Origin of the sequence: Klebsiella sp. V115_8 (genome assembly GCF_029967715.1) — a bacterium.
In the GTDB taxonomy this organism is placed as follows: domain Bacteria; phylum Pseudomonadota; class Gammaproteobacteria; order Enterobacterales; family Enterobacteriaceae; genus Klebsiella; species Klebsiella quasipneumoniae.
Window position 1 is genome coordinate 189,594 of the sequence record NZ_JASCAR010000002.1, and the last position, 17,973, is coordinate 207,566.

Genomic DNA, 17,973 nt, shown 5'->3' on the forward strand with positions numbered 1-17,973 from the left:
TCGCAGAAGATCACAATTACAGAATTATATCTTACCTTTGCATAACTTATCTTCTTTAATCACTGTTCATCCCCCTTTATCGGATACTTATTCACTAAGTATGCATTTTATGTGAATAGCGCCAAGTTGTAACTCATTGATATTGCGTTATCTCATCCGGTTTATGCATTTTTATCGCTGGCTGGCACGAACCGTGCAATCTACATTTACAGCGTAATAACTCATATTTATTAACATTATTGCTACTTTTAATTTACCGGAAGAGGTCGATATGTCTCAGTCAATTACGCGTAACCACTTTGATGAATGGATGATGCCGGTCTACGCGCCAGCGGCGTTTATTCCGGTGCGGGGCGCCGGGTCGCGGCTGTGGGATCAGCAGGGCAAAGAGTATATCGATTTTGCCGGAGGCATCGCCGTGAACGCGCTGGGGCATGCGCATCCACGTCTGGTGCAGGCCCTCACCGATCAGGCTGGCAAGTTCTGGCATACCGGCAATGGCTATACCAATGAGCCAATCCTGCGTCTGGCCAAAATGCTTATCGATGCCACCTTCGCCGACCGGGTCTTCTTCTGTAACTCCGGGGCCGAGGCCAATGAGGCGGCGCTCAAGCTGGCGCGTAAATATGCCCACGATCGCTTTGGCAGCGAGAAAAGCGGCATTGTCGCCTTCCAGAACGCCTTCCACGGGCGGACGCTGTTCACCGTTTCGGCAGGCGGTCAGCCGGCCTACTCCCGGGATTTTGCCCCGCTGCCGCCGCAGATCCAGCATGCGGTGTTTAACGATCTCGCGTCGGCAAAGGCCTTAATCAATGACCAAACCTGCGCGGTGATCGTCGAGCCGGTGCAGGGCGAAGGCGGCGTGGTGCCGGCCAGCGTCGAGTTTTTACGCGGCCTGCGCCAGCTTTGCGACCAGCACAACGCCCTGCTGATTTTCGATGAAGTGCAGACCGGGGTCGGGCGCACCGGCGAACTGTATGCCTATATGCACTACGGCGTGACCCCCGATGTGCTGACCACCGCCAAAGCGCTGGGCGGCGGCTTCCCCATCGGCGCGCTGCTGGCGACAGAGGCCTGCGCCAGCGTGATGACCGTCGGCACCCACGGCACCACCTACGGCGGTAACCCGCTGGCGGGGGCGGTGGCCGGCGAGCTGCTGTCGATCGTCAATACCCCGGAAGTGCTCTCCGGCGTCAGACAGCGCCATCAGTGGTTTTGCGAACGCCTGCAGGCGATCAACGCCCGCTATGGTCTGTTCAAGGAGATCCGCGGCCTGGGGCTGCTGATCGGCTGCGTGCTGAACGACGCCTGGGCCGGGAAGGCGAAAACCCTCAGCAACCTGGCGGCGGAAGAGGGTGTGATGATCCTGATCGCCGGCGCCAACGTGGTGCGTTTCGCGCCGGCGCTGAACGTCAGTGAAGAAGAGGTGAACAGCGGGCTGGATCGCGTCGAGCGGGCCTGCGCGCGATTCCTGGCGGGAGTTTCATCATGATGGTTATTCGACCGGTGGAGCCGGGCGATCTGCCCGGGCTGCTGAAGCTGGCGGCGGAGACTGGCGGCGGGCTGACCTCGCTGCCGGTGGATGAAGCCACCCTCGCGGCGCGGATCGCCCGCTCACAGCAAACCTGGCGCGGCGAGCTGCCGAAAAGCGAGCAGGGCTATGTCTTTGTGCTGGAAGAGAGCGAGAGCGGCGCAGTGGTGGGCATCTGCGCGATAGAGGTGGCGGTGGGGCTCAACGATCCCTGGTACAACTACCGGGTCGGCACCCAGGTCCATGCCTCGAAGGAGCTTAACGTCTATCAGGCGCTGCCGACGCTGTTTCTCAGTAACGACCACACCGGCAGCAGCGAGCTGTGTACCCTGTTCCTCGACCCACAGTGGCGCAAAGAGGGCAATGGCTATCTGCTGTCGAAATCGCGCTTCTTATTTATGGCCGCCTTTCGCGAGCGCTTTAATGAGAAGGTGGTTGCCGAGATGCGCGGGGTGATTGACGAGCACGGCTATTCCCCATTCTGGGAGAGCCTGGGCAAACGCTTTTTCGCCATGGAGTTTTCCCGCGCCGACTACCTGTGCGGCACCGGACAGAAGGCTTTCATTGCCGCCCTGATGCCCAAGCACCCGCTGTATATCGATTTCCTCACCCCCGAGGCGCAGGCGGTGATCGGCAAGGTCCACCCGCAGACCGCCCCGGCCCGGACGGTGCTGGAGAAAGAGGGGTTCCGCTACCTGAACTACATCGATATTTTCGACGGCGGCCCGACCCTGGAGTGCGATATTGACCGGGTGCGGGCGATCCGCAAAAGCCGTCTGGTGACCACCGAGGCCGGCGAAACGCCGCCCGGCGACGGGCCGCTGTGCCTGGTGGCGAACGAACAGTACCACCAGTTCCGCGCCCTGCTGGTGCATGCCGACCCGGATGGCGACACCCTGACCCTCAGCGCCCGCGAGCTGGATATGCTGAAGTGTCATGCCGGCGACCAGGTGCGCATGGTGCGCCTGATCCCTGAGGAGAAAACCGCATGAGTCTGTGGATTAACGGCGAGTGGCGGCCCGGCGATGGGCCGCGCTTCAGCAAACAGGATCCGGTCAACCTGAAGGTTGTCTGGCAGGGAGAGGCGGCGGACGCCGGGCAGGTCGCCGAGGCGGTGGCGGCAGCCCGCCAGGCGTTCCCGGCCTGGGCGCGGCTGCCGTTTGCCGACCGCCAGGTCATCGTCGAAAAGTTTGCCGCGTTGCTGGAGGCCAGCAAGGCGGAGCTGACGGCGATTATCGGCGCCGAGACCGGAAAGCCGCGCTGGGAGGCGGCCGGGGAAGTGACGGCGATGATCAACAAGGTGGCGATCTCGGTGAAGGCGTACCACACCCGCACCGGCGAACAGCACAGCGATCTGCCCGATGGCGCCGCGACGCTGCGTCACCGGCCGCATGGCGTGCTGGCGGTCTTTGGCCCCTATAACTTTCCCGGCCATCTGCCGAACGGGCATATCGTGCCAGCGCTGCTGGCGGGCAATACCGTGGTGTTTAAACCCAGCGAACTCACCCCGCACAGTGGCGAAGCGGTGGTAAAGCTGTGGGAGCAGGCCGGCCTGCCCGCTGGGGTGCTCAACCTGCTGCAGGGCGGTCGGGAAACCGGCGAGGCGCTCAGCGGCCAGGCGGATATCGACGGGCTGCTGTTTACCGGCAGCTCGACCACCGGTTTTCATCTGCATCGCCAGCTGGCCGGACAGCCGCAGAAGATCCTCGCGCTGGAGATGGGCGGCAATAACCCGCTGATCGTCGACGATCCGCGGGACGTCGATGCCGCGGTGCATCTGACCATCCAGTCCGCCTTTATTACCGCCGGCCAGCGCTGCACCTGCGCCCGGCGTCTGCTGGTCCGGCGCGGAGAGGCGGGAGATGCTTTCCTCTCCAGGCTGGTGACGGTGAGCCAACGGCTGATCCCCGCGGCATGGGACGCCGAGCCGCAGCCGTTTCTCGGCGGGCTTATCTCTGAACAGGCCGCGCAGAAAGTGCATCAGGCCTGGCTGCAGCGGATCGCCGCTGGCGCAGCCACCCTACTGGAGCCGCGCTTATTGCAGGCCGGGACGTCGCTGCTGACGCCGGGGATTGTCGACATGAGCGACGTGGCCCAGGTCGAGGATGAAGAGGTGTTCGGCCCGCTGCTTGGCGTCTGGCGCTACGACACTTTCGAGGAGGCGATTGCCCTGGCCAATGCCACCCGCTTCGGGCTCTCCTGCGGGTTAATTTCCCCGGAACGGGAGAAGTTCGATCGGCTGCTGCTCGAGGCGCGGGCCGGGATAGTCAACTGGAACAAACCGCTGACCGGGGCGGCGAGTACCGCGCCGTTCGGCGGCACCGGGGCCTCTGGCAATCATCGCCCCGGGGCCTGGTATGCCGCCGATTATTGCGCCTGGCCGATGGCCAGTCTCGAATCGCCGACCCTGACGCTGCCCGCCAGTCTCAATCCGGGGCTCGACTTTCGGGCCGGGGAGGCGTCATGACCGCCCGCGAAGTCAACTTTGACGGTCTGCCCGGACTGACCCATCACTACGCCGGGCTCTCCTTTGGCAATGAGGCCTCCACCCGGCACCGCTTTCGGGTGTCGAACCCGCAGCTGGCGGCAAAGCAGGGGCTAAAAAAAATGAAAGCCCTCGCCGACGCCGGCTATCCGCAGGCGGTGATCCCCCCTCAGGAGCGGCCCAACGTGCCGCTCCTGCGTCAGCTGGGCTTTAGCGGCAGCGATGAACAGGTGGTGGCTCGCGCGGCTCAGCAAGATCCGGATCTGCTGTCGGCGGTGAGTTCGGCCTCGGCGATGTGGGTGGCCAACGCCGCGACGGTCTGTCCCTCCGCCGATTCGCTGGATGGCCTGGTACACCTGACGGTGGCGAATCTGCAGGATAAATTCCACCGCGCCAGCGAAGCCCCCACCACCGGAGCGTTGCTGCAGGCGATCTTCCCGGACCGCACGCGATTTGCCATCCATCCGGCGCTGCCTGCCTCGGCATGGTTTGGCGACGAAGGGGCGGCGAACCATAACCGTCTCGGCGGGGAATATGGCGCCCCCGGCGTTCAGCTCTTTGTCTATGGCCGCCGCCGGGGAAGCGAAGAGGCGCCGCGTCGCTATCCGGCGCGGCAAACTCTTGAGGCCAGCCAGGCGGTGGCGCGCCTTAATCAGGTCAATCCCCGCCAGCTGATCTTCGCCCGCCAGCATCCGGCGGCGATAGACATGGGGGTTTTTCATAACGATGTCATCGCGGTGAGCAATCGTCAGGTCCTGTTCTGCCATGAGCAGGCCTTTGCCGACCAGAACGCGGTTTTGCAGCAGCTGGCGCAGCAGGTGCCGGGCTTCACCCCGCTGGTGGTTCCCGCCAGCCGGGTCACGGTGGAAGAGGCGGTTGCCACCTATCTGTTCAACAGCCAGCTGTTGAGCCGGGCGGACGGCAGCATGGCGCTGATCCTGCCCCAGGAAGCCCAGGCGCATCCGGGCGTGTGGAACTATCTCAATGAGCTGCTGGCCGGGGATAACCCCATCGCCGCGCTGCAGGTTTTTGATCTGCGCGAGAGTATGGCCAACGGCGGCGGTCCGGCGTGCCTGCGTCTGCGGGTAGTGTTGACGGCCGAGGAGTATCAGACGGTCAATCCGCACGTCCTGATGAACGATACGCTGTTTGCCACCCTCAATGATTGGGTGGATCGCTACTATCGCGATCGTCTCACCCAGGCCGACCTCGCCGACCCCCAGCTGCTGCGGGAAGGGCGCGACGCGCTGGATCGGTTGACCCAGATCCTGCAGCTCGGTTCGGTTTATCCATTTCAGCAATAAGGGGGCGCGGTGGAACACTTTCTGGCATTAACCCTGGCGGGACGTTTGCCCCATCACTTTCACGGCGAGACGGCCCATTTCCGCTGGCACTGGCTTGGGGAGGGGATCCTTGAGCTGACGCCGCATGCGCGCTGCGAGCGCGGGCTGGTGCTCTCCTGCGCCATCCATGGCAACGAAACGGCGCCGGTGGAGATTGTCGACCGGCTGGTGCAGCGGCTGGTTCGGGAGGAACTCCCCCTGCGCTGGCGGCTGCTGGTGATCGTCGGTAACCCGCCGGCGCTGCGGGCGAATAAACGCTATCTGCACAGCGATATGAACCGGATGTTTGGCGAGCGCTGGCGGCAATTCCCGGCCAGCGAGGAGACGCAGCGGGCGCAGCGGCTGGAGCAGGCGGTGGGCCGCTTCTATCGCGACCACGATGGTCCGCGCTGGCACCTCGATCTGCATACCGCGATCCGCGGGTCGCTGCATCCGCGCTTCGGGGTGCTCCCGGCCCGCGATACGCCCTGGGAGGAGGATTTTCTTCACTGGCTGGGCGGCGCCGGGCTGGAGGCGTTGGTGTTTCATCGCCAGCCAGGCGGGACCTTCACCCACTTCAGCTGCGAGCGGTTCGCGGCGCTGGCCTGCACCCTTGAGCTGGGCAAAGCGCTGCCGTTGGGGGAAAACGATCTGACGCAGTTTGCCGCCGCCGAGGGGGCTATCTCCCGACTGCTGGTGGGGGATCTGGCCATTGCCGACGCCCCGGCGCCGTTGCGCTACCGGGTGGTGCAGCAGATCACCCGCCATAGCGATGATTTCCGTCTGCATATGGCGGATCGGACGCTGAACTTCACCCCCTTCGCCCCAGGCACGCTGCTGGCGGAGGAGGGGGAGATGCGGTATGTGGTGGGGGCAGAGCCGGAGTATGTTCTGTTTCCCAATCCGGCGGTGGCCAGGGGGCTGCGCGCTGGCCTGATGCTGGAAAAATTACCCTGAGGGCAAGCCGTCCGCCGGGCGGCCTGCTTAATTTCGCGCGTCGTTTTACATCTTCTTATTTTTTCGTGCGCCAGCGTAAATTTGCAGATTATTCCTGGTAAAATGCTTTGTTTTTAATCTCCCCTCCTTTATACTCTCCATAATTTCTCTGAAAAACAGTATGTTATTTATTTTTTATTGCAATTCCTCGGTCAAATTCCTTATTTTCTCCATAATTGGTGAGAAACTGTTTTTTACACTTTCATTGTTTTACTCTTGCTCTGACTAATTGACGATTAACGTCGTAAAGTTAATCTCGTCAACACGGCAACGCGCCGTAAGAATAACGTAAAGTAAGGATTGAATGATGAAGAAACTCACTGCACTGTTTGTTGCCTCTACTCTGGCTCTGGGCGCGGCTAACCTGGCTCACGCCGCCGATACCACCACCGCGCCGAGCGACAGCAAGCCGATGATGATGCATCATAAAGGCGGCCCGGGTCAGCATGACATGATGTTTAAAGGCCTCAACCTGACCGATGCGCAGAAGCAGCAGATCCGCGACATCATGAAGAGCCAGCGCGAAAACATGAAGCGTCCGTCCCTTGACGAACGCCGCGCGATGCACGAGCTGATCGCCAGCGATACCTTCGACAAGGCGAAAGCGGAAGCGCAGATCGATAAGATGGAGGCGCAGCATAAAGCGATGGCGCTGTCCCGCCTGGAAACGCAGAACAAGATCTACAACATTCTGACCCCAGAGCAGAAAAAACAGTTCAATGCCAATTTTGAGAAGCATCTGACAGAACGCAACGCGCCGGCAGGTAAAATGCCTGCACCCGCTGAATAATGTAGCGTACTGAATCAAGACCGCCGGTCTTGCCCAATAATGCCATCAGGCGTTGGGCAGGGCCGGCGGTTTTTTCTTTCTGGCTTCTCAGCTAAGCGGGTGCAGCGGGTAGTTGCCGCTGAGCAGAGGTTTACAGAGAATTTTGTAACCATCCTGGTCGAATCCGGCGGGCAGGCGGGTGAGCTCAGCGGCCTGGTCGAGCGAGTCGACGGCCCCCAGCCACAGCCAGTTATGAATGACATGATACTGCGTCATATCAGGGCCGCGCTCCTCCAGCGCCACCGGTCCTGCCCAAGGCCAGCACACCAGCTGTAGCTTGCTCATCTGCGCCAGCAGACGCTGGCGGTGCGCCTCCACGCTCTCCTTTCCACAGCAGGCGCCGGCGCAGCGGCCCAGCGCGGATCGAAAGCAGGCGCGACCGCGGCTGAGCGGCTCCAGACCGAGCAGGCCATAACAGAGGCGCTGTTCGTCAGCGAGGCTCTGCAGCATCTGCAGCGCCGCCCGCCGGTTGGCGAACAGACCATAGAGATGCTGCTGATGAGAGAAATCAACCTCGCGGGCATAGACAATCTGCGGCCGGTCGTCCGCAAGCAGCCAGGCGCAGAGTTGCTTGTTACGCCGTAGCCGCTTGTTAAACAGCGGCTGCTGTTCTTTAATTAACCGCGCCTCCAGCAGCAGGGCCCCAAGCTCGCCAGCGGTGCGCTGCCAGGTAATACGCCGGGACTGACGCAGCATCGCGGCCTCTTCAGGCGTGCGCAGGTGGGAGAGCACCCGGCTGCGCAGGTTAACGCTCTTGCCGATATAGAGCGGCATCGTGTCGCTGTCGCCGTGAAATTGATAGACGCCCGGCAGCTTCGGCAGCGCCTCCAGCCACGGGCGAAGGTGTTCGGGATATTCATAGATCGCCGCCGCCTCAAACTCCAGACGCGGGGCAGATTGCTTTCTGGCCACAATAACTCCTGATACTGTCTATCTATCCAGTATAGCAGGCGGTTTTTGCGGCGAAAAGCGCAAAAAATAACCCCGGCGCGGGCCGGGGCGGGGGAGGGACTATTTTTTCCAGAAATCGTCAAAGACGGTGATGGGCGGCCGACGCTTGTGTTCGGTTTTCAGATACCAGCCTTCGATTGTTTTGGCGATGCTGGGGTCCAGCGTTTTGCCTTCAAGATAGTCGTCGATATTCTCATAGGTGACCCCCAGCGCCACTTCATCCGGCAGGGAGGGGCGATCGTCTTCCAGATCGGCGGTCGGCAGCTTCTTATACAGATGTTCCGGGCAGCCGAGATGGGCCAGCAGCTGTTTGCCCTGACGTTTGTTCAGGCGGAAGATCGGGTTGATGTCGGTGCCGCCGTCGCCATATTTAGTGAAGAAGCCGGTAATCGCTTCCGCCGCATGGTCGGTGCCGACCACCACCCCTTTGGTCATCCCGGCGATGCTGTACTGGGCTTTCATGCGCTCACGGGCTTTTTCGTTGCCGCGAACGAAGTCGCTCAGTTCGATCCCCGCTTCGCGCAGGGCCTGTTCGCTTGCCAGTACCGAGGCTTTGATATTCACCGTCAACACGCGGTCAGGCTGAATAAAGGCGATGGCATCCTGGCAGTCCTGCTCATCCGCCTGCACGCCGTAGGGTAAACGCACGGCGATAAACTGCAGGCTGCTGTCGCCAGTTTCGGCGCGCAGTTCATTGATCGCCATCTGGCACAGTTTCCCCGTCAGGGTCGAGTCCTGGCCGCCGCTGATACCCAGCACCAGCGATTTAATAAAAGGGTAAGTCTGCAGATAGGATTTCAGGAAATCGACGCTGCGGCGGATCTCGCCTGCGGCATCAATCTGCGGCTTCGCGCCCAGCGCCTGAATAATCTCTTGTTGTAGCGTCATCGCGCCCTCCGAAAGTGAATCTGTTTGGCAACCTGTTGGCTTAAAGCTACCTCTTTGCCGCTGAAACGACAAGGACCGGGGTTTTGACTGCCGGAAAAGAAGGCAATCAATGACATAGGATTTCATTATAGATGCCCGCGCGCAGGAGAAAGCGCCGGTCGTCGGCGGAGCGTCAATCTTGTTTACGCAATAACACAATCAGACATGATTTCGCTGTTCGGCTTGAAAAATAACACTATTTATTCCAGGCTTATCGTTACACAGTGGAAGAGAGGAACCAAAATGAACAAAAGCTTAGCAGGAATACTGGGCGTCACCGTCGCGTTAACCTTACTCGCGGGCTGTACCGCTTACGATCGTACCAAAGACCAGTTTACCCAGCCGGTGGTGAAAGATGTGAAGAAAGGAATGTCGCGTGAGCAGGTGATGCAGATCGCTGGCAAACCTTCAACGGAAGTGACGATGGTCCATGCCCGCGGCACCTGCCAGACCTATATCCTCGGTCAACGAGATGGTAAAGTGGAGACCTACTTTGTGGCCCTCGACGAAACGGGGCACGTGATGAACTCCGGCTACCAGACCTGCGCTGAGTATGATACGGATCCGCGCAACGCTAAGTAAGCGCCCTACTGTTGACTGAGTTGTACGTAAGCCCGACCACTGGTCGGGCTTTTTTGTGAGTCCTGATGCTTATTTAATTGCGCGAATTATTTGGATGAAAATGTGAGGGTAGTCAAAACCGGAGGTCAATGAGAGACAATTCTGTTCAACAGGGAATTATCACGACGGCTCAGGTTGCCGTATACTCAACCCATAAACAGAATTAACCGGATGTTACCAGTCTTACCGGCTCTCAGCGGTTACTGAAGGCCCTGGTCTCACACATTGAGGAAGCGTTCATGGAAAAGAAACACATTTATCTGTTCTGCTCGGCAGGCATGTCCACGTCACTGCTGGTCTCCAAAATGCGGGCGCAGGCGGAAAAATACGAAGTCCCGGTCATTATTGAAGCCTATCCTGAGACTCTCGCGGGTGAAAAGGGACCGGAAGCCGACGTTGTATTATTAGGGCCACAAATTGCGTATATGTTACCGGAAATTCAGCGCCTGCTGCCGAATAAACCGGTAGAAGTCATCGATTCTCTTCTGTATGGCAAGGTGGATGGTTTAGGGGTATTGAAAGCCGCCGTCGCGGCCATTAAGAAAGCTGCAGCACAATAATTTTAAATTTTAAAACTCGATATATTTTGACGCCTGGCGGCATCCCGTTGCCGGACGTCAAAGAATAAAGAGTTTATTTTCCCGTCAAAGAGTAATTTCATACATCATCGCCGTAATAGTTTATTGCGGCTTTTAAGGGTATTGACTATGAGTAAAGTGATCGACTCGCTTGAAAAGGTACTCCTTCCTTTTGCAGTGAAAATAGGAAAGCAGCCGCATATTAATGCGATTAAAAATGGATTCATTAAATTAATGCCGTTGACCCTCGCCGGGGCCATGTTTGTATTAATTAACAACGTTTTTCTGAGCTTCGGCGAAGGCTCTTTCTTTTATTCCATGGGCATTCGCCTGGATGCCTCCACCATTGAAACCTTAAACGGTTTTAAGGCTATCGGCGGTAACGTCTATAACGGCACCCTCGGCATTATGTCGCTGATGGCGCCATTCTTTATTGGCTCCGCGCTGGCGGAAGAGCGCAAAGTCGACCCGATGGCCGCAGGCCTATTGGCGGTCGCGGCCTTCATGACCGTGACCCCGTATAGCGTGGGCGAAGCCTATGCCGTCGGCGCCAACTGGCTGGGCGGGCAGAACATCATCTCCGGCATGATTATCGGTCTGGTCGTCGCGGAGCTGTTCACCTTCGTGATCCGTCGCAACTGGGTGATCAGACTCCCGGACAGCGTGCCGGGGTCGGTATCGCGCTCTTTCTCCGCGCTGATCCCTGGCTTCTTGATCCTCTCCATCTTCGGCATTATCTCGTGGGCCCTGTCGAGCTACGGCAGCAACTTCCACCAGATCATCATGGACTCCATCTCTACGCCGCTGGCGGCGATGGGCAGCGTGGTCGGCTGGGCATACGTCATCTTTAACTCCCTGCTGTGGTTCTTCGGGGTGCACGGTTCGCTGGCGCTGACCGCGCTGGATAACGGCATCATGACGCCATGGGCGCTGGAAAACATCGCGCTGTACAACCAGTACGGATCGGTTGATGCGGCGATCGAAGCGGGTAAACAGTTCCACTTCTGGGCCAAGCCGATGCTCGACTCCTACATCCTGCTGGGGGGTTCCGGGGCGACGCTGGGTCTGATCATCGCCATCTTTATCGCTTCCCGTCGCGCTGACCATCGTCAGGTTGCGAAGCTGGCGCTGCCGTCAGGCATCTTCCAGATTAACGAACCGATTCTGTTTGGCCTGCCGATCATCATGAACCCGGTCATGTTCATCCCGTTCGTGCTGGTCCAGCCGATTCTGGCGGCCATTACTCTCGCGGCCTATAGCCTGGGGATTATCCCACCGGTGACCAACCTGGCGCCGTGGACCATGCCAACTGGCCTGGGGGCGTTCTTCAACAGTAACGGCAGCGTCGCCGCTCTGCTGGTCGCCCTGTTCAACCTTGGCGTCTCCACCCTGGTCTACCTGCCGTTTGTGGTGCTGTCGAATAAAGCGCAGACCGTCATCGAGCAGGAAGAGAGCGAAGAAGACATCGCCAACGCACTGAAATTCTGATACCGCGCGGTACGGGCAGCGTCCCGTACCGCCTGAGAAATGAGGGAAATATTATGTTTGATCTGGACAACATCGACGCGGTAGAGACCCCGGAAAACGACCTCGAAGAGGTGGTGATGGGGCTGATTATCAACTCCGGACAAGCCCGTAGCCTGGCCTATGCCGCGCTAAAACAGGCCAAGCAGGGAGATTTTGCCGCGGCGAAATCGATGATGGAGCAGTCGCGTCAGGCGCTGAGCGAGGCGCATCGCGTGCAGACCCAGCTTATCGAAAGCGACGAGGGCGAAGGGAAAATGAAGGTCAGCCTGGTGCTGGTGCATGCTCAGGATCACCTGATGACCTCCATGCTGGCCCGCGAGCTGGTTGCGGAATTGATTGAGCTGCACGAGAAGGTACAATAGGCCATCACGACGATGAGGCAGCCCAGGATGATGACCACCGAGATCAGTACCGCCAGAGAACAGCAGTTGTTCAACGGGAAGAACTTTCATGTGGTCATCTATAACAAAACGGAAAGCGTGAGCGGGCTCCACCAGCATGATTACTACGAATTTACCGTCGTATTAACCGGGCGCTATTACCAGGAGATCAATGGCAAACGGGTGCTGCTGGAGCGCGGGGATTTTGTCTTTATCCCGATGGGCTCGCACCACCAGAGCTTCTACGAATTTGGTGCGACGCGCATCCTTAACGTCGGCATCAGCAGGCGCTTCTTTGAGAAACACTATCTGCCGCTGCTGCCGTTTGGCCTGGTGGCGTCGCAGGTCTATGCCGTGCAGAGCGCTTTTCTCGGCTATATTGAGTCGGTCATCGCCTCACTCAATTTTCGCGAAACGGAATTTGACGAATTTATCGAGCTGGTCTCCTTTTATGTCATTAACCGTTTACGTCACTATCGCGAAGAGCCGGTTGCAGACGTCGTCCCACAATGGTTAAAAAATACCGTTGAGGCCATGCACGATAAACTGGAGTTTGGCGAGAGCGCCCTCGAGAATATGGTTCGGCTATCGGGCAAAACGCAGGAATATTTAACCCGGGCGACCCAGCGCTATTATGGTAAAACGCCGATGCAGATAATTAACGATATCCGTATCAACTTTGCCAAAAAGCAGCTGGAAATTACCAACTATTCGGTGACGGATATTGCCTATGAATCAGGGTACAGCAGCCCGAGCCTGTTTATTAAAACCTTTAAAAAGCTGACCTCGTTTACGCCGAGCAGTTATCGCAAACATTTGACCAGTATTAATTAAACCCGCGCGGTATTAGCCGCCCGGCTTACACCGTAACTAATTTAAGTTAACTGTCCGCATTTATGCGGAGAGCGGCCTGCGCCCAGGCGCAGCGCCTAAGGGAGAAAAAAATGAGCCAGAAATTAAAAGTCGTCACCATTGGCGGCGGTAGCAGCTATACCCCGGAATTACTGGAAGGTTTTCTGAAACGTTATCATGAACTGCCGGTGACAGAGCTGTGGCTGGTGGATGTGGAAGAGGGCCAGGAGAAGCTCGATATTATCCATGCGCTGTGCGAGCGGATGGTGGAAAAAGCCGGCGTGCCGATGAAGGTTTATAAAACGCTGGACCGCCGCGAGGCGCTGCAGGGCGCGGATTTCGTTACCACCCAGCTGCGGGTGGGCCAGCTGAAGGCGCGTGAAAAAGATGAGCGCATCCCGCTGAGCCACGGCTATCTTGGCCAGGAGACCAACGGGGCGGGCGGGCTGTTTAAAGGGCTGCGTACCATCCCGGTGATTTTCGACATCGTGAAAGATGTGCAGGAGATCTGCCCGGACGCATGGATCATTAACTTCACCAACCCGGCGGGCATGGTCACCGAGGCGGTCTATCGCCACACCAGTTTCAAACGCTTTATCGGCGTGTGCAACATTCCCATCGGCATGAAGATGTTCATCACCGACGTGCTGCAGCTCAGCCCGAGCGATGAGCTAAACATCGACCTGTTCGGTCTGAACCACCTGGTGTTCGTCCGCGACGTGCTGGTTAACGGCGTCTCGCGCTTCGATGAACTGCTGGACGGCGTTGCCTCCGGCCGCCTGACCGCGAACTCGGTAAAAAATATCTTCGACCTGCCGTTTAGCGAGGGGCTGATCCGCTCCCTGCGCCTGATCCCATGCTCCTATCTGCTCTATTACTTTAAGCCAAAAGAGATGCTGGCGATTGAGATGGGCGAGTACTATAAGGGCGGCGCGCGCGCCCAGGTGGTGCAGAAGGTGGAGAAGCAGCTGTTCGAGCTGTATAAAAATCCGGATCTCAAGGTCAAGCCGAAGGAGCTGGAGCAGCGCGGCGGCGCCTATTACTCCGATGCCGCTTGCGAAGTGATCAACGCTATCTATAACGACAAGCAGACTGAGCACTATGTGAATATCCCGCATCATGGCCATATCGATAATATCCCGGCGGACTGGGCGGTCGAGATGAGCTGCACCTTAGGTCGCGATGGCGCGAAGCCGACGCCGCGCATCACCCATTTCGACGAGAAGGTGCTGGGGCTTATCTACACCATCAAAGGGTTTGAAGTGGCGGCCAGCCAGGCGGCGATCAGCGGCGAGCTGAACGACGTGCTGCTGGCGCTGAACTTAAGCCCGCTGATCCATTCCGATCGTGACGCCGAGCAGCTGGCGCGGGAGATGATTCTGGCTCATGAAAAATGGCTGCCGAACTTTGCGGCGACGATCGAAAAACTGAAAGCGTAACGGGAGCGGCAAATGGAACGGGTATTGATCGTCAACGCCGACGACTTCGGCCTCAGTAAAGGGCAGAACTACGGCATTATCGAAGCCTGCCGCAACGGCGTGGTGACATCGACTACGGCGATGGTCAACGGCGCGGCTATTGACCACGCCGCCCAGCTGAGCCGCAGTACGCCGGAGCTGGCGGTCGGGATGCACTTTGTGCTGACGCTGGGCGAACCGCTGTCGGCCATGCCGGGGTTAACCCGCGACGGCCGGCTGGGCAAATGGATCTGGCAGCAGGCGGAAGAAGATAACCTGCCGCTGGAGGAAATTGCCCACGAGCTGGCGTGTCAGTACCGTCGTTTTATCGATCTCTTCGGCCATGAGCCGACGCATCTCGACAGCCATCACCATGTGCATATGATCGCCGCGATCTATCCCATCGTCGCCGCTTTTGCCCGCGATAAAGGCATCGCGTTGCGCATCGATCGCCAGGTGGCGGCGCAGAGCGGTCTCGATCAGCAGGCGGCGCGCAGCAGCGCAGGCTTCAGCAGCGAGTTTTACGGGGAAGGCGTCTCTGAGGCGCTGTTCCTGCAGACGCTGGACGCCTCAATCGCCCGCGAGGAGCGCTCCCTGGAGGTGATGTGTCATCCGGCCTTTGTCGACCAGACCATCATGGGCAGCGCCTACTGCTACCCACGGCTGGGCGAGCTTGATGTGCTGACCTCTGCCTCGCTGAAAGCGGCGGTGGCCGACCGGGGTTATCGCCTGGGAACCTACCGCGACGTGTAAGCCCGACGGGGGAAAGGAAAGTGAGTCAAGCCCGGCACACCGTGCCGGGCTTTTTGCTACGCCGGAATAGCGGCGATTTTTGGGCTTCTCGACCACACCCGGTGGGCCGTCATCAGGGCGAGCAGTTTATCTGCCGCCGGGGGGTCGAGAGCATCGGTAACGATGATGCCCTCTTCGCCCTGGGCCGGGACCTGGAGAACCGACGTTAACTGCCGCGCATCGCCTGCCAGCAGGATCGGCTTCAGGTGCTTATAGGCCTCCAGCAGGTAGTAGCGCGCATCGCCGCTCTGGCTCAGGGCGCTGAGGTCGCCGCCGGGCACCACCACGGCATCCACCGTCAGCGATGGGGAACCGGCGAAGGTGCCGGCGATCGGCACGGGAGAACCATCGTCGGCGATGACCTCGCCCATCCGCGAATAGAGCAGTTTACTGTGCACGCCCTGGGCCTGTAGCGCCTGCAGGAGATGGACCAGGTCCTGCGCCGAGGTACGCTCATTGAGCAGCACCGCCACCACGCGACCTTTCACATCCCCTTCGGCGTCCGCATAGAGGCTGAGGGTGGGATCTTTCTCCACGCCGTTGACCGGGGAGGGTAGAGTGAGGCTGCGCTGCTCATCGCTCAGTTCAATACCTAAATTCGCCCCGACCGCTTCCGCCAGCCGGGTATCGATATGGGCCAGGTGATCGACCACCCGCTCGCGGATCCAGGTGCGGACCACTTTGCTGAGCTCGAAGCTGAAGCCATCGATAATATGCTGCTGCTCAATCGGCGTCTGGCTCAGCCAGAACAGACGCGGCTGGGCGTAATATTCGCCGAATGAAGGGCTGCGCTGGCGGATCTTCTCACCGTCGACGCGCTCGGCAAGGGACTCGAAACCGCCGCGTTTGGCGGCTGGCGGCGTCTCGCGCGGCCAGTTGTCGTTGATCGAGTTGGGTTCGTAGTTGGCCGGGTTGGTGTCAATTTCCATCCGGTGCATACCGTCGCGCTGGAAGTTGTGGTACGGGCAGGTTGGCCGGTTGATCGGGATTTCATGGAAATTCGGTCCGCCGAGGCGGCTAATCTGCGTATCGGTGTAGGAAAAGAGACGCCCCTGCAGCAGCGGATCGTTGCTGAAATCGATGCCCGGTACGATATGCCCGGGATGGAAGGCCGCCTGTTCGTTCTCGGCAAAGAAGTTGTCCGGGTTGCGGTTGAGGACCATTTTGCCGACCCGTTGCACCGGCACCAGCGCCTCAGGGATCAGCTTGGTGGGATCTAACAGGTCGAAGTCAAAATCAAATTCGTTCTCCTCGGGGATCAGCTGCAGCCCGAGCTCAAATTCCGGGTAGTCCCCGGCTTCAATGGCCTCCCACAGATCGCGGCGATGAAAATCGGGGTCACGGCCGGTCAGCTTCTGCGCTTCATCCCACACCAGCGACGCCTTGCCGGCGACCGGTTTCCAGTGGAAGCGAACAAAGGTGGCTTTGCCCTCGGCATTGATCAGGCGGAAGGTGTGGATCCCGAAGCCTTCCATGGTGCGATAGCTGCGCGGGATGCCGCGATCGGACATCGCCCACATCACGTTGTGCAGCGTTTCCGGCTGCAGGGAAACGTAGTCCCAGAAGGTGTCGTGAGCGCTTTGTCCCTGGGGGATGGCCCAGTGGGGCTCAGGCTTCACGGCGTGGACAAAGTCGGGAAACTTCAGCGCGTCCTGAATGAAGAAGACCGGGGTGTTGTTGCCGACGAGGTCAAAAATCCCCTCGTCGGTGTAAAACTTGGTGGCGAAGCCGCGAATATCGCGAACGGTGTCCGCCGACCCCGCGCCGCCCTGCACGGTGGAGAAGCGCACAAAGACCGGGGTGATTTTATCGGCTGCCGAGAGAAAATCGGCTTTGGTCAACGCTGTCAGGCTTTTGTAGGGCTGGAAGTAACCGTGGGCCGCTGATCCGCGGGCATGTACGATACGCTCCGGAATTCGCTCATGGTCGAAGTGGGTGATCTTCTCCCGCAGAATGAAATCTTCCAGCAGCGTTGGGCCGCGGGCGCCGGCGCGCAGCGAGTTCTGATCGTCGGCAATGCGCACGCCCTGGTTGGTGGTCAGCGGATAGTCTTCTCCGCCTTTGCGCTGCGGCTCCAGGGCGTCAAGTTTGCTGCTGTGGGTATCAGGCGCTTTCAGGCTGCCAGGGGCGGACGGTTCAGCGCCAGGGGCGGTGGGTTTCGGCGTGGGGCGCCACTCCCGATCATCCGGCGCCAGCGAGTCGAGACCCGGCTGCGCTTCCTCGCTGCCGTGAACCGGTGCCTGCTGGTGGTGCGGGTTTGGGTGCTTATCAGACATTGCTCGTCTCCTGCTTTCATTGCTAAAAGTGGTCGTTGATAAACCAAAACCCTTCTAACTATAGAACATTACGCTGGCTGCGCCCGGCGAGGGGGCAGGGAGTTATCCTAAAATGCGCATCGGCGGCAGGGGGGCGACGAACGGGGCCACGATCGGCTATGATAGAGGTTTCTGTTTCCCGCTTTGCTTAGTGAATCCGTTTGTTATGAAACCATTGCGCCAACAAAATCGCCCTGTCATTAGCTACGTGCCGCGCGTGGAGCCTGCGCCCCCGGAACATGCCGTGAAAATGGACCATTTTCGCGATGTCTGGATTTTGCGCGGGAAGTATGTCGCCTTTCTGCTGATGGGGGAGCATTTCCGCCGTTCACCGGCGTTCAGCGTGCCGGAGTCGGCGCAGCGCTGGGCTAACCAGGTGCGTCAGGAAGGTGAGATTGAAGCCTGAATAT

General features: G+C 59.2%; 18 protein-coding genes. 15 read left to right on the top strand and 3 right to left on the bottom strand.

Annotated features, from left to right (window positions below; translation table 11 throughout):
* Positions 1-271: 271 nt before the first annotated feature.
* The 6 genes from QLG03_RS03230 (at position 272) to spy (ending at position 7,124) form a co-directional block, all read left to right on the top strand.
* Positions 272-1,492 (top strand): aspartate aminotransferase family protein, encoded by a 1,221-nt coding sequence (locus QLG03_RS03230; RefSeq protein WP_023289294.1) that lies wholly within the window; start codon positions 272-274, stop codon positions 1,490-1,492.
* Complete coding sequence (astA, locus tag QLG03_RS03235; RefSeq protein WP_023289295.1) at positions 1,489-2,523, top strand: arginine N-succinyltransferase; 1,035 nt, start codon at positions 1,489-1,491, stop codon at positions 2,521-2,523. The genes QLG03_RS03230 and astA overlap by 4 nt, the downstream gene beginning before the upstream one ends.
* Entirely contained in the window at positions 2,520-3,998 is a 1,479-nt protein-coding gene (astD, locus tag QLG03_RS03240) for a succinylglutamate-semialdehyde dehydrogenase (RefSeq protein WP_087848730.1), read from the top strand. The genes astA and astD overlap by 4 nt, the downstream gene beginning before the upstream one ends.
* Positions 3,995-5,320 carry an N-succinylarginine dihydrolase gene (gene astB / locus QLG03_RS03245; protein ID WP_101991855.1) on the top strand — a complete coding sequence of 442 codons (1,326 nt, stop codon included), beginning with the start codon at positions 3,995-3,997 and terminating at the stop codon, positions 5,318-5,320. The genes astD and astB overlap by 4 nt, the downstream gene beginning before the upstream one ends.
* 9 nt (positions 5,321-5,329) lie before the next feature.
* Positions 5,330-6,295, top strand: coding sequence for a succinylglutamate desuccinylase (astE, locus tag QLG03_RS03250; RefSeq protein WP_023289298.1), 966 nt, complete (start codon positions 5,330-5,332; stop codon positions 6,293-6,295).
* Between the two features lie 343 nt (positions 6,296-6,638).
* Positions 6,639-7,124, top strand: coding sequence for an ATP-independent periplasmic protein-refolding chaperone Spy (gene spy / locus QLG03_RS03255; RefSeq protein WP_072096650.1), 486 nt, complete (start codon positions 6,639-6,641; stop codon positions 7,122-7,124).
* Between the two features lie 87 nt (positions 7,125-7,211).
* Here spy and cho read toward each other — a convergent pair whose 3' ends face one another.
* Positions 7,212-8,075: an excinuclease Cho gene (gene cho / locus QLG03_RS03260; RefSeq protein WP_023289300.1), complete on the bottom strand. Its 864-nt coding sequence runs from the start codon at positions 8,073-8,075 to the stop codon at positions 7,212-7,214.
* A 99-nt stretch (positions 8,076-8,174) separates the two neighbouring features.
* On the bottom strand, positions 8,175-9,002 hold the full coding sequence (gene nadE / locus QLG03_RS03265) for an ammonia-dependent NAD(+) synthetase (protein ID WP_023289301.1): 828 nt from the start codon (positions 9,000-9,002) through the stop codon (positions 8,175-8,177).
* A gap of 282 nt (positions 9,003-9,284) precedes the next feature.
* Here nadE and osmE point away from each other — a divergent pair, with 282 nt between their 5' ends.
* The 8 genes from osmE (at position 9,285) to chbG (ending at position 15,209) form a co-directional block, all read left to right on the top strand.
* Positions 9,285-9,623: an osmotically-inducible lipoprotein OsmE gene (gene osmE, locus QLG03_RS03270; RefSeq protein WP_023289302.1), complete on the top strand. Its 339-nt coding sequence runs from the start codon at positions 9,285-9,287 to the stop codon at positions 9,621-9,623.
* Between the two features lie 278 nt (positions 9,624-9,901).
* A complete protein-coding gene (chbB, locus tag QLG03_RS03275; protein ID WP_002901547.1) occupies positions 9,902-10,222 on the top strand; it encodes a PTS N,N'-diacetylchitobiose transporter subunit IIB in 321 nt (106 codons plus the stop codon).
* A 19-nt stretch (positions 10,223-10,241) separates the two neighbouring features.
* Positions 10,242-10,358 carry a hypothetical protein gene (locus QLG03_RS03280; protein WP_032429133.1) on the top strand — a complete coding sequence of 39 codons (117 nt, stop codon included), beginning with the start codon at positions 10,242-10,244 and terminating at the stop codon, positions 10,356-10,358.
* An 11-nt stretch (positions 10,359-10,369) separates the two neighbouring features.
* On the top strand, positions 10,370-11,728 hold the full coding sequence (gene chbC, locus QLG03_RS03285) for a PTS N,N'-diacetylchitobiose transporter subunit IIC (protein WP_004203823.1): 1,359 nt from the start codon (positions 10,370-10,372) through the stop codon (positions 11,726-11,728).
* Between the two features lie 53 nt (positions 11,729-11,781).
* On the top strand, positions 11,782-12,129 hold the full coding sequence (chbA, locus tag QLG03_RS03290) for a PTS N,N'-diacetylchitobiose transporter subunit IIA (RefSeq protein ID WP_023289303.1): 348 nt from the start codon (positions 11,782-11,784) through the stop codon (positions 12,127-12,129).
* A gap of 27 nt (positions 12,130-12,156) precedes the next feature.
* Positions 12,157-12,981 (top strand): transcriptional regulator ChbR, encoded by an 825-nt coding sequence (chbR, locus tag QLG03_RS03295; RefSeq protein WP_004203825.1) that lies wholly within the window; start codon positions 12,157-12,159, stop codon positions 12,979-12,981.
* Between the two features lie 110 nt (positions 12,982-13,091).
* Positions 13,092-14,438: a 6-phospho-beta-glucosidase gene (locus QLG03_RS03300; protein WP_023289304.1), complete on the top strand. Its 1,347-nt coding sequence runs from the start codon at positions 13,092-13,094 to the stop codon at positions 14,436-14,438.
* A 12-nt stretch (positions 14,439-14,450) separates the two neighbouring features.
* The gene (gene chbG / locus QLG03_RS03305; protein ID WP_255987253.1) at positions 14,451-15,209 is read left to right on the top strand and encodes a chitin disaccharide deacetylase; all 759 of its coding nucleotides are present in this window, start codon (positions 14,451-14,453) and stop codon (positions 15,207-15,209) included.
* Between the two features lie 56 nt (positions 15,210-15,265).
* On the opposite strand, the gene katE is transcribed toward chbG, so the two are convergent.
* Complete coding sequence (gene katE / locus QLG03_RS03310; protein ID WP_274578611.1) at positions 15,266-17,524, bottom strand: catalase HPII; 2,259 nt, start codon at positions 17,522-17,524, stop codon at positions 15,266-15,268.
* Between the two features lie 190 nt (positions 17,525-17,714).
* Between katE and cedA the strand changes: the two genes are divergently transcribed.
* Positions 17,715-17,969: a cell division activator CedA gene (gene cedA / locus QLG03_RS03315; RefSeq protein WP_008807754.1), complete on the top strand. Its 255-nt coding sequence runs from the start codon at positions 17,715-17,717 to the stop codon at positions 17,967-17,969.
* Positions 17,970-17,973: the final 4 nt, after the last annotated feature.